14 protein-coding genes, 1 tRNA gene and 1 rRNA gene are annotated in these 14,572 nt (G+C 36.8%); 14 read left to right on the top strand and 2 right to left on the bottom strand.

The genetic code is table 11. The annotated features are described in order from the left end of the window. The 6 genes from rrf to tsaD form a co-directional block, all read left to right on the top strand. A 5S ribosomal RNA gene (gene rrf / locus AC1RNS_RS22970) occupies positions 1-87 on the top strand; the annotation flags it as partial. A gap of 747 nt (positions 88-834) precedes the next feature. Beyond that, positions 835-910 (top strand) — tRNA-Asp (locus tag AC1RNS_RS22965). 724 nt (positions 911-1,634) lie between these two features. Next, positions 1,635-2,084 carry a tRNA (adenosine(37)-N6)-threonylcarbamoyltransferase complex ATPase subunit type 1 TsaE gene (gene tsaE / locus AC1RNS_RS22960; protein ID WP_492996034.1) on the top strand — a complete coding sequence of 150 codons (450 nt, stop codon included), beginning with the start codon at positions 1,635-1,637 and terminating at the stop codon, positions 2,082-2,084. After that, the gene (tsaB, locus tag AC1RNS_RS22955; protein ID WP_492996032.1) at positions 2,081-2,788 is read left to right on the top strand and encodes a tRNA (adenosine(37)-N6)-threonylcarbamoyltransferase complex dimerization subunit type 1 TsaB; all 708 of its coding nucleotides are present in this window, start codon (positions 2,081-2,083) and stop codon (positions 2,786-2,788) included. The genes tsaE and tsaB overlap by 4 nt, the downstream gene beginning before the upstream one ends. Then, positions 2,781-3,233, top strand: coding sequence for a ribosomal protein S18-alanine N-acetyltransferase (gene rimI / locus AC1RNS_RS22950; RefSeq protein ID WP_492996031.1), 453 nt, complete (start codon positions 2,781-2,783; stop codon positions 3,231-3,233). The genes tsaB and rimI overlap by 8 nt, the downstream gene beginning before the upstream one ends. Further along, the gene (tsaD, locus tag AC1RNS_RS22945) at positions 3,233-4,252 is read left to right on the top strand and encodes a tRNA (adenosine(37)-N6)-threonylcarbamoyltransferase complex transferase subunit TsaD (RefSeq protein WP_492996030.1); all 1,020 of its coding nucleotides are present in this window, start codon (positions 3,233-3,235) and stop codon (positions 4,250-4,252) included. Before rimI ends, tsaD begins: the two co-directional genes overlap by 1 nt. A 419-nt stretch (positions 4,253-4,671) precedes the next feature. On the opposite strand, the gene AC1RNS_RS22940 is transcribed toward tsaD, so the two are convergent. Beyond that, complete coding sequence (locus AC1RNS_RS22940; protein ID WP_492996037.1) at positions 4,672-6,615, bottom strand: ABC-F family ATP-binding cassette domain-containing protein; 1,944 nt, start codon at positions 6,613-6,615, stop codon at positions 4,672-4,674. Positions 6,616-6,860: 245 nt separating this feature from the next. On the opposite strand from AC1RNS_RS22940, the gene AC1RNS_RS22935 reads away from it, so the two are divergent. The 3 genes from AC1RNS_RS22935 to tatC all read left to right on the top strand — a co-directional run bounded on the left by AC1RNS_RS22935 (position 6,861) and on the right by tatC (position 8,685). Continuing rightward, the gene (locus tag AC1RNS_RS22935) at positions 6,861-7,496 is read left to right on the top strand and encodes a redox-sensing transcriptional repressor Rex (protein WP_283869784.1); all 636 of its coding nucleotides are present in this window, start codon (positions 6,861-6,863) and stop codon (positions 7,494-7,496) included. A 165-nt stretch (positions 7,497-7,661) separates the two neighbouring features. Next, positions 7,662-7,847 carry a twin-arginine translocase TatA/TatE family subunit gene (locus AC1RNS_RS22930; protein ID WP_283869783.1) on the top strand — a complete coding sequence of 62 codons (186 nt, stop codon included), beginning with the start codon at positions 7,662-7,664 and terminating at the stop codon, positions 7,845-7,847. A 16-nt stretch (positions 7,848-7,863) separates the two neighbouring features. Then, positions 7,864-8,685, top strand: coding sequence for a twin-arginine translocase subunit TatC (gene tatC / locus AC1RNS_RS22925; RefSeq protein ID WP_492996028.1), 822 nt, complete (start codon positions 7,864-7,866; stop codon positions 8,683-8,685). Between the two features lie 86 nt (positions 8,686-8,771). On the opposite strand, the gene AC1RNS_RS22920 is transcribed toward tatC, so the two are convergent. Then, positions 8,772-9,536: a CPBP family intramembrane glutamic endopeptidase gene (locus AC1RNS_RS22920; protein ID WP_492996027.1), complete on the bottom strand. Its 765-nt coding sequence runs from the start codon at positions 9,534-9,536 to the stop codon at positions 8,772-8,774. Positions 9,537-9,709: 173 nt separating this feature from the next. On the opposite strand from AC1RNS_RS22920, the gene groES reads away from it, so the two are divergent. The 5 genes from groES to AC1RNS_RS22895 all read left to right on the top strand — a co-directional run bounded on the left by groES (position 9,710) and on the right by AC1RNS_RS22895 (position 14,422). After that, positions 9,710-9,994: a co-chaperone GroES gene (gene groES / locus AC1RNS_RS22915; RefSeq protein WP_054771925.1), complete on the top strand. Its 285-nt coding sequence runs from the start codon at positions 9,710-9,712 to the stop codon at positions 9,992-9,994. A gap of 124 nt (positions 9,995-10,118) precedes the next feature. After that, positions 10,119-11,750: a chaperonin GroEL gene (groL, locus tag AC1RNS_RS22910; RefSeq protein ID WP_492996025.1), complete on the top strand. Its 1,632-nt coding sequence runs from the start codon at positions 10,119-10,121 to the stop codon at positions 11,748-11,750. Between the two features lie 275 nt (positions 11,751-12,025). Continuing rightward, positions 12,026-12,502: a hypothetical protein gene (locus tag AC1RNS_RS22905; RefSeq protein WP_492996024.1), complete on the top strand. Its 477-nt coding sequence runs from the start codon at positions 12,026-12,028 to the stop codon at positions 12,500-12,502. A 44-nt stretch (positions 12,503-12,546) separates the two neighbouring features. Further along, complete coding sequence (locus AC1RNS_RS22900; protein ID WP_492996022.1) at positions 12,547-13,035, top strand: PH domain-containing protein; 489 nt, start codon at positions 12,547-12,549, stop codon at positions 13,033-13,035. Then, the gene (locus AC1RNS_RS22895; RefSeq protein WP_492996021.1) at positions 13,007-14,422 is read left to right on the top strand and encodes a PH domain-containing protein; all 1,416 of its coding nucleotides are present in this window, start codon (positions 13,007-13,009) and stop codon (positions 14,420-14,422) included. The genes AC1RNS_RS22900 and AC1RNS_RS22895 overlap by 29 nt, the downstream gene beginning before the upstream one ends. Positions 14,423-14,572: the final 150 nt, after the last annotated feature.

Below are 14,572 nucleotides of genomic sequence, written 5' to 3'. Positions count from 1 at the left end.
CGTTCCCATACCGAACACGGAAGTTAAGCTCTTTAGCGCCAATGGTAGTTGGGGGCTTCCCCCTGTGAGAGTAGGACGTTGCTAGGCAATTAAAAGTCGAGGATTAATTCCTTGGCTTATTTTTGTTATAGCGGCGTTTTTTCAAAAATGCACAGTCAAGAAAATGTCTTTATTTATCTTGCTTTCAAATGAAAAGTGGATATTTATTTTATGTCAGGAATATTTTTGAGTGTAATTTGAAGAGGACATTTATATTTGAGAGAAGGTTTTCTTTTTACACGCATTCAAAATAAGGATATTAGCTCTTATAGAGATTTAAATGATTTATGGACGTACTTTCTAGTTTTAATTTATCTTGATTTAGCAAATGTTTTTGTACCGAAAGCGAAGCGTCAGGTACAGAGCATTTCTACTTCTATAGTTAACGAAACGAATGCAGTATTTTCTACTCATCGGCGAACAAACACCCGCTGAATTAAGATAAAGTCCTGGCGAATTTTGAAGAGGAGCTTCTCGAACGAACTCGAAAAAATCTAGATTCAATTATGCTAGACATAATTGATTGTCATCAACTAAGAGAATAGCCATTTTAACTGCTAAAGTTGTACTAGATGAAGTGAAATTCCACCAATTAATCGAGAAGTGTTTATTCAAGAACGAGAAAAACGTATAAAACAAAGTGAAAAATTGATTTAAGATATGATGATAAGTGTTGTTTTAAAAGAAATCTAACAAATAACCTGTTTATTATTTAGTAAAATCTATTACAATTAATGAGATAAAAAAGATTGCATGTGGAGGATCTCTATGATATATTTATTAATGTCTTAGAGAGGTCCCGTGGTGTAGCGGTTAACATGCCTGCCTGTCACGCAGGAGATCGCCGGTTCGATCCCGGTCGGGACCGCCATTATAAATAATAACCTATAGTTCTTATGATTTTTAGTAATCATAAGAACTTTTTTTATCTTCATTCAGCAGATGTTTTTTGTATCGAAAGCGAAGCGACAGATACAGAAGACTCCCACCTCTACAGGTAGTGAGATGAATGCGATTTTGATTCCTTTTCAGTGGGTGCTCAAACACCTACTGAAATAGCGGAACTCAGTCTAAGACCACTACATCCTGTGGAAATTTATCTGTGCGAAAGCGAAGCGACAGCAACACGTTTTTATCTGTGCGCAAGCAAAGCGGCAGCTACAATTACGGCAAGGCGAAAATGATTAGCTTTGTATAGCTTGTCTTATTCAAAAGCTATAAAGATGATAGTATGAATGTATGCTTCCATCCTGTGTACAGCATAGCTACAATAACAGAGTCTTCGTGACCAACATCGTGTTGCCTCACTGCCGTTTCTCTTTGTCACTGAAAATATTTGATGTTGCTACTTCATTTTAGTATAAATAATATATAATGCTTAGGCTTCGTTTTTACATAAGAAATATGTATAGAATAACTTGATTTCATTAACATAATAGTTTTTCAACAACATGAACACGACTTCTATAAAGGAGACGTGTTTTTATCTTACTGTGTGTACAAAATTAATTTTTTAAGAACCATTGGATGCTTTGAACATTTACGATTGTTTCGGTAAACTAGAGATAATGGAGCTTGGAAAGGAAAAAGACATGATGTATGAAAAAATAATGAACTCACTGGACGATACTGAGCACTTTGCATTGAAGCTTGCCAACTTACTAGAAGCCCGGGATACAATAACGTTGGAGGGTGATTTGGGTGCAGGAAAAACGACATTTACAAAGGCCTTAGCGAAGGGGTTTGGTATTAAAAAAACAGTAAATAGCCCAACATTTACAATTGTGAAGCAATATGAGGGGCGTTTACCATTTAATCATTTGGATGTTTATCGTTTAGCAGAAAGCGATGAAGATCTTGGATGGGACGAGTTATTTTACGGAGATGCTGTATCAGTTGTAGAGTGGGCACATCTAATTGAACAAGATTTACCGCAGGAGCGTTTAGGAATAGAGATTTACCGGATTGGGGAAAATCAACGACGATTTGTGTTAACACCTCGTGGAAAGCGATATGAGGCATTATGTGAGGAGCTAATGAAATGATTTGGTTAGGGATTGAAACGGCGAATGCACCGCTGTCTATTGCTGTTGTGAGGGATGGACAAGTGATTGCAGAGATTGTACAAAATATAAAATTAACACATTCAGCGGGAGCAATGCCTGCCATTGAGGATGTGCTTGCACGGGTCAATATAAAGCCAAGCGAGTTAGATGCAATTGCGGTATCTGAGGGGCCAGGCTCATATACAGGAGTCCGAATTGGGGTAACACTGGCCAAAACCCTAGCATGGACACTACAAAAGCCTCTAATTGGAATATCAAGCTTAAAAACATTAGCCGCAAATGCTGCATTATATGAGGGATTTATCTGCCCAATTTTTGATGCGCGAAGAAACAATGTGTATACGGCTGTTTATAAGGGTTCAAAGCTAGAGATCATTGTTGATGACTATCACGATCATATTGATGGCTTATTAGCACGTTTAAAAACCCTTGGGGCACCTGTTTTATTTGTTGGGGCTGATGTAGCTGTATTTTGGTCTAAAATTGTAGAAGTACTAGGTGCTGATGCACATCGTGCACCTTTTAGTTATGATTTGCCTCGAGCAAGTGAAACAATTCGATTAGCGTCAACCAAAGAGCTACCTAGTGTGGATGCAGTTCATCACTTTATCCCACAATACAAACGTATTGCAGAGGCAGAGGCGAACTGGCTAAAGGAACAAAAGGAGAAAACGGATGAGTAGTAAGATAACATATCGTAAAATGGTTTCTGATGATGTTCCAGCTGTATATGCAGTCGAGCTTGCTACATTCCCTGCACCGTGGACGCTAGATTCTTTTTATTATGAAGTGCATGAAAATCAATATGCACATTATGTGTTAGCTATAGACGAAGATAATAGCATAATTGGTTTTTGTGGCATGTGGATGGTGGTAGACGCAGCACAAATTACGAATGTAGCTGTTATAGAGTTAGCTCGTGGTCGTGGAATTGGTGAAGGATTAATGCGAGAGGCCATGCGAATTGCACAACAGAATGAGATGGAAATCATGAGCTTAGAGGTGAGAGTAACGAATACTGTTGCTCAAAATCTTTATCGAAAGTTAGATTTCCATGATGGTGGTTTACGAAAAGGTTATTATACAGACAATGGGGAGGATGCCCTTGTTATGTGGGTGAATTTATAATGGAAAATCGAATGATATTAGCAATAGAATCGAGCTGTGATGAAACAGCAGCAGCAATTATTCGAAATGGCTCTGAAATTGTTTCGAATGTTGTTGCCTCACAAATAGAAAGTCATAAGCGGTTTGGCGGGGTTGTACCTGAAATTGCGTCTCGCCATCATGTTGAACAAATTACGGTGGTCATTGAAGAAGCCTTAGCTCAGGCAAATATGCAACCAAGTGATTTAGATGCAGTTGCAGTTACAGAGGGACCAGGTTTAGTTGGCGCATTGCTAATAGGAATTAATGCTGCAAAGGCCTTTGCCTTCGCTAATAATTTACCGATTATAGGTGTTCATCATATAGCAGGACATATTTATGCAAATGCACTTGTCCAGCGAATGGAATTCCCTTTATTGGCATTGGTCGTATCTGGTGGGCATACGGAGCTTGTGTATATGAAGGAACATGGATCTTTTGATGTCATTGGAGAGACACGAGATGATGCGGCGGGTGAAGCTTATGATAAGGTTGCACGTGTTCTAAACTTGCCTTATCCTGGAGGACCACGTATTGATAAGCTTGCACAGGAGGGTGATGAGGCTGTATCCTTCCCAAGAGTGTGGCTAGAGGAAGATTCATATGATTTTAGCTTTAGTGGGTTGAAATCGGCAGTAATTAATTACAAACACAATATGGATCAACGTGGCGAAAAAATTTCTCCTACTGCTGTTGCTAAAGGCTTTCAGGCGAGTGTAGTTGAGGTATTAACAGCAAAAACACTACGTGCCGCACGTGAATATAAAGTGAAACAAGTAATTGCAGCAGGGGGTGTGGCAGCTAATAAGGGTTTGCGTACATCGCTTGAGAAGGTTTTTGCTGAAGAGGGTATTCCATTTTTTGTTCCTCCATTAAAGCTATGCACAGATAACGCTGCGATGATAGGTGCAGCAGCAACACCAATGTTTGAAGCTGGTATACGAGGAAATTTAACGATGAATGGGCGCCCTGGAATGGAGTTGAAATCCTGGGGGAAATAGAGAGAGAGGTGTCTTAGATTAAATTCTATGATACCTCTTTTTTGATATGTGAAATTAATGTAGAAATATTACATGATGAACTTTGACGAATTGACAAATTTTTCAGATAATTATCCACAGGTTAAATGTAAATAAAAACGACGAACATCCGTACTTATGCACAAAATGTTGATAACTTGTGTATAACTTGTGGTTATTCTATATATAGTAGTATGTTTTTCACATATAATTGTGAGTAAAATAAATTAAATCTGTGGATAGTGTGGAAAAGTCTGTTGATATGTTGGTATTACTAGATTTTCTATGTGCATAAAGCTGTGGGCAGTTTTTGTCGAAAAATAGCACTTGACCAATATATATGAAATATAAGCTCAGGTAAAGGAAAAAGCCATGTGTCAGGCACACGGCTTTACATCTAACTATACAATGATATTTTCAAGTTCTTCATTTAGTTCGAGCCATTCTAACTCAAATAGCTCATGGTGTTCCTTAGCAGTGGATAATTCGTCTTGCAGCTGTGAGATTCTCTCGTGGTTTGTGAAAATTTCTGGATCACAAAGTTCAGCCTCTAAATGGGTTATTTCAGCAGTTACCTTCTGCATTTTATCTTCCAGTTCTTCAATCGTACGTCTTATTTGGCGTTCTCGTTTTTTTGCCTCTTTATCAATTTTAGAAGTAGGGGCTTTTTCAGCTACATTTGTTTGACTCTGAGATTGAGTAGCAGCCTTCATTTGCGCCAATTCTAATAGTTCCTGTTTCTTTTCTAAATAGTAATCATAGTCACCTAAGTACTCGAAGGAACCATCACCAGATAGCTCAACTACTTTCGTAGCAATTCGATTAATAAAATATCTGTCATGTGATACAAATAGTAACGTACCAGGATAATCAATCAACGCATTCTCTAAGACCTCTTTACTATCTAAGTCTAGGTGGTTGGTAGGTTCATCTAGAATTAAGAAATTTGCCTTTTGCATCATTAATTTTGCAAGAGCAAGCCTTGCCTTTTCACCACCGGATAAAGAGGACACAGCTTTATCCACGTCTTCACCACTAAATAAGAAGCGGCCTAGAACAGTTCGAATATCCTTTTCATTCATTAACGGCCATTCGTCCCAAAGCTCTTTTAAAACGCTTTTATTGCTTGTGAGCTTTGCCTGCTCCTGATCATAGTAACCAATTTGAACATTTGTTCCATAGCGAATTTCTCCAGAGAGTGGTGATAAATCTTTTACAATGGTTTTTAATAGAGTGGACTTACCTACGCCATTTGGTCCAACAAGCGCAATTCGATCTTCTCTATAGGTGCGCAAATGAATACCACTTGATATTTTTTTAGCACTATAACCTATTGTTAATTCATCAACAGATAAAACATCATTACCACTTTGACGGTCGATTGTGAAACCAAAGCTAGCTGATTTTTCATCGCTATCAGGAGATTCCATCCAATCTGTTCGTTCTAACATTTTACGGCGACTTTGTGCCATCTTTGTGGTAGAAGCACGCGCGATATTTTTTTGAATAAAGTCCTCGAGCTTGGCTTTTTCATCTTGCTGGCGTTCAAACATTTTCATGTCACGCTCATAATTTTTCGCTTTTTCATCTAAATAAGCACTATAATTGCCAGTATATTTTGTTACACGATGACGTGAAACTTCATAGACAATCGATACAACCTGATCTAAGAAATAGCGATCGTGGGAAACAATAAGAATTGCGCCTTCATAGCCCTTTAAATAAGATTCTAACCAGGAGAGCGTTTCGATATCTAAATGGTTGGTAGGCTCGTCTAGTATTAAAAGATCTGGTTTACTTAAGAGAAGCTTAGCAAGTGCTAAACGAGTTCGTTGCCCTCCTGATAATGAACGAATGGATTTTTCGTAATCCTCAGGATAAAACTGCATGCCATGAAGCACTGAACGGATATCAGATTCATATTGATAGCCGCCTGCATCCTTAAAGTTATGCTGCAATTGATCGTACTCAGACATTATTTTTGCATACAAAATAGAGTCTTCATATATTGCTGGATCAGCCATTTGTTGTTCTAGTGAGCGAAGGGTCTTTTCTTGTACCATAAGTGGTTCAAAAATGGTTAACATTTCATCCCAAATCGACAAGGTTGAGTTTAATCCAGCGTGCTGCTCTAAATAGCCGATTTGTATGCCCTTAGGAATAATAATATCACCCGCATCATATGACATTTGACCGGCAATTATTTTTAGTAAAGTTGACTTACCTGCGCCATTTCGTCCTACTAATGCAACACGATCACGATGTTGAACTTCTAACTTAACGCCACTTAATATTTCATCTGCAAGGAAGGATTTATATAGTTGATTGACCTGTAAAACAATCATTCTTGACACCTCAATTCTTCCTTAGTGTAATGGATGAACGATGTGCTTGCAATGTCGATGCTTTACTTATTCCGAGCTGTCATGTAAGATTGAAACGATTTCTCTTTAGTTAGTGGCGTAAATGGCGCCATTAACTAAAGAGAAATCCTCCAATAGAAATAATAAACTTTGTAAGTAGTTCATTAAGCATGTATCATTTAAAATATGTTTAGGCGAATTTGGTACATAAACGAGGAGGAAAAAGTTTGAAACAAGAATTAAAAATTCCACAGGCCACTACTAAAAGACTTCCTCTTTACTATCGATTTATCCAAAACTTTGCGCACGAAGGCATGGAACGAATCTCATCGAAAGAACTAAGTGAAGCGATGAAAATAGATTCAGCAACCATTCGCCGTGACTTTTCTTATTTTGGTGCACTTGGGAAAAAAGGATATGGCTATGATGTTCAACATTTATTAAAATTCTTTAGTCAAACGCTAGATCAACATGAAACGACAAAAGTAGCGTTAATCGGTGTGGGGAATTTAGGTAGTGCTCTATTAAAATATAATTTCCAAAAGAATCATAATACACATATCGTTGTAGCATTCGATTCAAAAGCTCCAAAGGATGGCAAGATGATTAGTAATATTCCTGTTTTTCATCCTGACTTATTGGAGGAAAAATATGCAGAATATGGCGCAGAGCTAGCCATTTTAACTGTCTCACCACGCTCAGCGCAAAAGATGGCTGACCGTCTAGCAGCCATGAATGCAAAGGGTATCTTAAACTTTACCCCAGAGCGCATTACTGTGCCAGATAAAATGCAACTCTTAACAATAGATTTGTCTGTCGAATTACAGGCACTTATCTATTTAATTCGTAATCAGGAAGAGTGAAAATAATACATAATTCCAAGTATAGTTCACAGTTTCTGTCAAATAGAAATATGAATTAAAATAAGAAGTAATCTATAAGAGTGACGAAAAACTTTCACATATAATTAGTTAGCAAAATGGCGAATTATGCGTTAAAATGATGGATATAAAGAGGAGGTGGCTGAAATGGGTCCAATAGGTCCAATGAGCCTCATTATTATCGGAGTTGTCGCGTTACTAATTTTTGGCCCTAAGAAATTACCAGAGCTTGGTAAGGCATTCGGTTCAACACTACGTGAATTCAAAAATGCTACTAAAGGATTAGCTGACGATGAAGATGATGATAAGAAAAAGAAAGAACTAGATAAGTAAGTTAGGATGTTGAGGAATGAATCCAAAAGATCTAACTGTTATTGAACATATAGAAGAATTAAGAAAACGGCTTTTCATAGTTGCCGTTTTCTTTGTTCTTGCTATGATTGCTGGCTTTTTTGTTGCAAAGCCAATTGTTAAATTTCTTCAATCTACTGTGGAGACTTATGATATAGAGCTCCATGCATTTGATGTAGTAACACCGCTTTCAATTTACATTCAAGTCATTTTTATCATTGCATTTATCCTATCATCACCAATATTGATGTATCAATTGTGGGCATTTATAAGCCCTGGGTTAAGGGAAGTAGAACGTAAAGCAACATTAAGTTATATACCTTACTCGTTTTTATTGTTTTTGGCAGGCTTGTCTTTTTCGTACTATTTTTTATTCCCATATGTCATCAAGTTTATGATGAATTTATCCGATGAATTGCAAGTTGAACAAACTCTTGGCATACATGAGTATTTTTCTTTTTTATTTAAGCTTACAATCCCCTTTGGTTTCCTATTCCAATTGCCGATTGTAATCTTGTTCTTTTCACGTATTGGATTACTATCCCCTGAAATACTAGTTCGTTTTAGAAAGTATTCCTATTTTGGTTTGTTTGTGTGTGCTGCCATAATCGCTCCACCTGAGCTGGCTTCACATTTAATGGTTTCAGTACCTTTGTTTGTTCTTTATGAAATTAGTATTATGATTTCGCGTATTGGCTATAAAAAATACCTGAAATCAGAGGAAATGCGATTGAAAGAGGAGCAGGAAGCTGAGCAAAAACGGCAGATTGAAGAGGCACTTGAACAGCAACGACGACAAATAGAAGAATTAAATCAATAACATAAGAAAAGCTCGATGCATGCGTATCGAGCTTTTTATTGTGAAGGATAAAAGAAATCAGTGGGAAAAATGCTCCCACTGATTTTTTATTGCACTTTTTGTAGTTCTTCAAGCAACTTTTGCAATCGTTCTGCATACACTTGTACAAGTGTCACAAAACCATTCAGCATGACGTGGGCGATAATGGACGTCCAAATGCGTTTTGTCTTGTGGTATAAAAAGGCAAAAATCAATCCACAAATTGTATAAAGCAAGATATGTGAGAAGTCCCTATGAATAAGAGCAAAGAAAATAGCACTTACTATAGCCGCTATCCAGAAATTCGTAGTTTGGACAAGCGATCCAAAAATAACACGACGGAAAACAAATTCCTCTAGAATTGGTCCAAATACAACTATAGCCAGTATTGCTATTGGAGCACCTTTTGCAATGGCCACAATATCAGCCGTATTTTGTGAGCCACCTTTGATTCCAAACACAGCCATTTCTATAGCCGCACCAATCATTTGACCAAAAAATACTAGGAAGAAGCCGATAATACCCCACATAATTGTAAGTGGTATAGTCTCCTTTTTACCTTGATAGACATTCCAAAAAGCCTTATCACGAGAGGTAAGAATTAAACTTAAAATTAACGCAATGGCGAAGCTTAGTGCAATATACCAGCCTTGTGTAAGTGGAGCGGCTTGTTCACTAGCTAAACCAGTAGTACTCATAACAAGCTTGTGAAATGGTTCTATTAGCCATTTGCCTGATATTTGCATGAGGATATAAATCAATAAAACATATAGGGCTGTTTTTTTATGTTTATTTACTTTTTGAGAATTAGTCACAGTCAAAATCCTTTCCATTCATTATGCTACCTTTCTATTGTAGAGGAATCTGGAAAGAAAACAAAATTTTTCGAAGTTCTGACTTGCAAAAAAAAGTGTGATTGATTATCATAATAATTGTGTTAGCACTCAACTGGATAGAGTGCTAATAAACTCTCAACAAACATTTAATTAATAGGAGGTTGTTTCACTTGTTAAGACCACTAGGAGATCGTATTGTAATTGAACTAATCGAGGTAGAAGAAAAATCTGCATTCGGTATTGTACTGCCAGACTCTGCAAAAGAAAAGCCACAAGAAGGTAAAGTTGTAGCAGTTGGGACAGGTCGCGTGTTAGAAAACGGACAACGTGTAGAGCTTGACGTTAAAGTTGACGACCGCATTATTTTCTCAAAATACGCTGGTACAGAGGTTAAGTATGAGGGGAATGAATACTTAATCTTACGCGAAAGCGATATTCTTGCAATTATTGAATAATTCAATGCTTTAATAAAGCAATGCCTATAATAATTGTCACATATGACAATAACAGTATGGTGAAATTGATATAAATATATTGATGAAGCTTAACGAATATTCCATTTCAGGAGGGTAAATTCAAATGGCAAAAGATATTAAATTCTCAGAAGAAGCTCGTTCATTAATGTTACAAGGTGTAGATAAATTAGCAAACGCAGTTAAAATTACATTAGGGCCTAAAGGGCGCAATGTCGTTTTAGAAAAAAAATTCGGTTCACCACTTATTACTAATGACGGTGTGACTATTGCAAAAGAAATCGAACTTGAAAATCCATATGAAAACATGGGTGCAAAATTAGTAGCAGAAGTTGCTTCTAAAACAAATGAAATCGCAGGTGATGGTACAACTACAGCAACAGTACTAGCTCAAGCAATTATTCGTGAAGGCTTGAAAAATGTGACAGCTGGTGCAAACCCTGTTGGTATTCGTAAAGGGATTGATAAAGCAGTTGCTGCTGCACTGACAGAATTACACGCTATTTCTCGTCCAGTAAGCCATAAAGATGAAATTGCACAGGTTGCTGCTATCTCTGCGGCTGATGATGAAGTTGGACAACTTATTGCTGAAGCAATGGAGCGCGTTGGTAACGATGGTGTTATCACAATTGAAGAATCTAAAGGCTTCACAACAGAGCTTGATGTAGTAGAAGGAATGCAGTTTGACCGTGGCTATGCTTCACACTACATGGTGACTGATACAGATAAAATGGAAGCGGTTCTTGATAACCCATACATTTTAATTACAGACAAAAAAATTACAAATATTCAAGAAGTATTACCATTATTAGAACAAGTGGTACAACAAGGTCGTCCACTTTTAATCATTGCTGAAGATGTTGAAGGGGAAGCTCTTGCAACACTTGTGGTAAACAAACTTCGCGGTACATTCAATGCTGTAGCAGTTAAAGCACCAGGATTTGGTGACCGTCGTAAAGCGATGTTAGAAGATATCGCCATCCTAACAGGTGGTCAAGTGATTACAGAAGAATTAGGCTTAGACCTTAAATCTGCTGATATTACGTCTCTAGGTCGCGCTGCGAAAGTAGTTGTGACAAAAGACAATACAACAATCGTAGAAGGCGTTGGCGGTGCAGATGCAATTGAAGGTCGTATTGGTCAAATCCGTGCTCAGCTTGCTGAAACAACTTCAGAATTCGACAAAGAAAAATTACAAGAACGCCTTGCAAAATTAGCAGGTGGTGTAGCAGTCATCAAAGTCGGTGCTGCAACAGAAACTGAGTTAAAAGAACGTAAACTTCGTATTGAAGATGCACTTAACTCAACTCGTGCAGCTGTTGAAGAAGGTATCGTATCAGGTGGTGGTACTGCACTTCTTAACGTGTATGCAGCTGTTGAAAAAGTTGCAGATGCAGAAGAGGGCGATGTAGCAACAGGTGTGAAAATCGTTCTACGTGCGTTGGAAGAGCCAGTTCGCCAAATTGCAAACAACGCTGGCCTTGAAGGTTCAATCATCGTGGATCGCCTAAAACGTGAGGAAATCGGTGTAGGCTTCAACGCAGCAACAGGTGAATGGGTGAATATGATTGAAGCGGGCGTTGTAGACCCTGCCAAAGTAACTCGCTCTGCACTACAAAACGCAGCATCTGTAGCAGCTCTATTCTTAACAACAGAAGCAGTTGTAGCAGATATTCCAGAACCAGCAGCGCCAGGAATGCCTGATATGGGTGGCATGGGCATGCCGGGGATGATGTAATTAAATCTAGTAAGGCAACACTTCTTTTAGGAAGTAGTGTTACTCACAATTAATTTGAATACAATTACCACTTCTCATCATTTCTACTATCTGATGAGAGGTGGTTTTTTGCTTTTAAAGTTTACCTTACGAGAATATTCATTATACCAAACCACTTCCTATAATTATAAGAGGTGGTTTTATGTTTAAGATTCCTAAAATTGTAGTTCATTTGATACGGTTTTTACCGAATAATAAATTAAGAAGCTCTTTAAATACTGAAAGGAGGAAAATAGATGCGCATTGAATATAACCAAAATCATCAGTCAGTCATTGATCATAAACTAACGAAGTCGGCAACACAAGTAACAGAAGAGGAAAAACAATTGATGCAGAGACAAAAGAGGGAACAAGAGCTAGAAAGGCAAAAGAAGATGGCAGAGCAACTAAAGAGAGAAACCGAGGCTGCTAAGAAGCAAATGGAGGCAGAGGAAGACACATTAAAAATCTATATAACATGTTTAGAAATTGCGAGACGTATTTCCTCAGGAGATAAAGTTCCAACGAAGGATCATCAATTTTTAGTCAAGCATGACCCAGCTTTATATGGAAAAGCACTGACTATGCGTATACCAAAAGAAGATCCTAAGGAGTACAAGCAATTGTCTGAGGATGAGGAAAACCAAAATAAGCAACAGTCAGGTATATCTGAAGGAATAAGCGAGCTGTCGAGTCAGGATAATTCAAGCTCAATGGTAGATATAAAAATTTAAGTTATGTGTTATACCTTTCAAGAGGACAATGGAGATGAAAAGTTGTGCAAAAAGTAGAAAAAGCATCAATTGTTATATGGCTTTTAAGTGATTTACAATATTGTATAAAAAGATTATTGGTCATTTTAATAGCTTATTATTTATTCCAAGATTATGAGTTTGTACGGAAAATATGTATACTTGCCTCGATGTATTATACAGTGCAATTTCTTTATGAAGGGCTTATGAATATTTTTTATTATAAAAATTTCCGATATGTAGAAGATGAAGAAAGGATTCAAACATTCAAAGGAGGTATCACTATTCGTCATAGTACCATTCCCATTCGACGTATACAGCATGTAAGTATTACCCAAACATTTTATGCTCGTTTATTTAATTTATATAGTGTAGGTATATATACTGCTGGTGATTATCATAGTATCCAATTTGTGAAAAAGGATACGGCAGAGATATTAAAAGAAAATATCACTATGTTCTTGATTGAGAAGGGAATAGACCAAGATGAACAAGAAAAGAGACCATGTTCTTGAAATTATATATATCAATTATGACATCATTAAAGAGAGAATATATCCTATATTTGTGTTGATTCTTGGCTTGATTGGCGTTAATCAATTTTACGAAAAAATATTAAATATAGGATTTTTGTTGCTGTGTGGACTGATTATTATTTCTTCTATATTGCTTTGGCATTATAAAAACTTTTCTTTTGACAAGCAAAAAATTGTTATTGCCGAAGGTGTATTTGCTAAAAAACATCATGAAATTCCTATTAATCGTGTAAAATCTATTCGGATTTCAGATTCATTTCTAAAGCGAATTGTGGGTGTGTCGAATTTTAATATTGAATTAATCGGAGGAGATGAATTTATCTTTGTTTTAACAAATAAAGAAATTGTGAGAATAAAAAATGCTCTTTTTCCTTCATATGAATTAATGCAGCCTAAAAAGTCGGGGCAAGGTATATCATTTTTTCAAAGTTTGTTGCTAGCGACAGCCGACTGGAAACTATTCCTTGCCTCAATGTCCATCACAATGATTTTGCTTAATTTTACTTCCAAGCTAGTAGGTTTTTGGATAGAAGGATGGGATACTAATGCAAGCCGAATAGGGTTTAAAGAAGCATTTCAATTTGTTAAGGAGATATCCTGGCACGACATGCTCTCATTAGTATTGATGTTTTTTATACTTTTCATTGTATCGATTTTGGTGTCAGCAATTTATATAATGATAACATATTGGAGCTTTCATAGTGAGAATGTTGGAAAGTATATACATATATCCTATGGTTCGTTGAATAAAAAATCTGACCAAGTTCCTTTAAATGAAGTGCGGTCTGTGCAAATTTTACAACCTCTATTTTTTCACTTATTTGGCTATGTACAAATCAGAGTTAATGTGATTGGTAGTGATGGGAGTATACTTTTATTTCCTATATTGAAACAGGAGCGCGTGTCAGAATTTATACAACAGCAGTTGCCCATATTTAAAGTTGAACCAATGCAAGAAAAAGTGAAATCATCTGTATTACCTGATTATTTATTGAGCACAACTTGGTTTCCTACATTAGTATGTTGTGCTTTTTCGTATATTCATCCTTATTTTCTGTACGGTTTATTGTCTTTAATATTTTATTTATACATAGGGTATATGCGTTGGAAACATGCAAGCTTAATAGCTGATGAACACTATATTCGCCATTCGGGCTATAATTGGTTCCAGGCATTTCATATGGTTACTTTGTTGCCCTATATTCAGCACACAGCAGTAAGTCAATCCATTTTTACGAAGGGAAGAAATGTTGCGAGCTATGAGTATTCGTTATATGCAGAGGATGGAGATGAATCATATGGTTGTTATGGATTGGACGCACAATATCAAGAGTCCTTTTTAAATATTGCTCAAAATCATAAATAAGACGGTCACTACTATCGATAAATCAATGACCTGTTCTCAGACTTCCAATTTGAGAGCAGGTTTTTTTGTGCTTACTTGTTAAAAGCAATTAAATTAATTTTCTTGTTGTTTTTCAATAAATTATCACTTACAATACATATTGAAAATGAT

This window comes from Lysinibacillus sp. GW821-FHT14F06 (assembly GCF_058803665.1).
The sequence above is the reverse complement of the archived record's forward strand: the minus strand, read 5'-3'. Positions and strand labels throughout refer to the sequence as shown.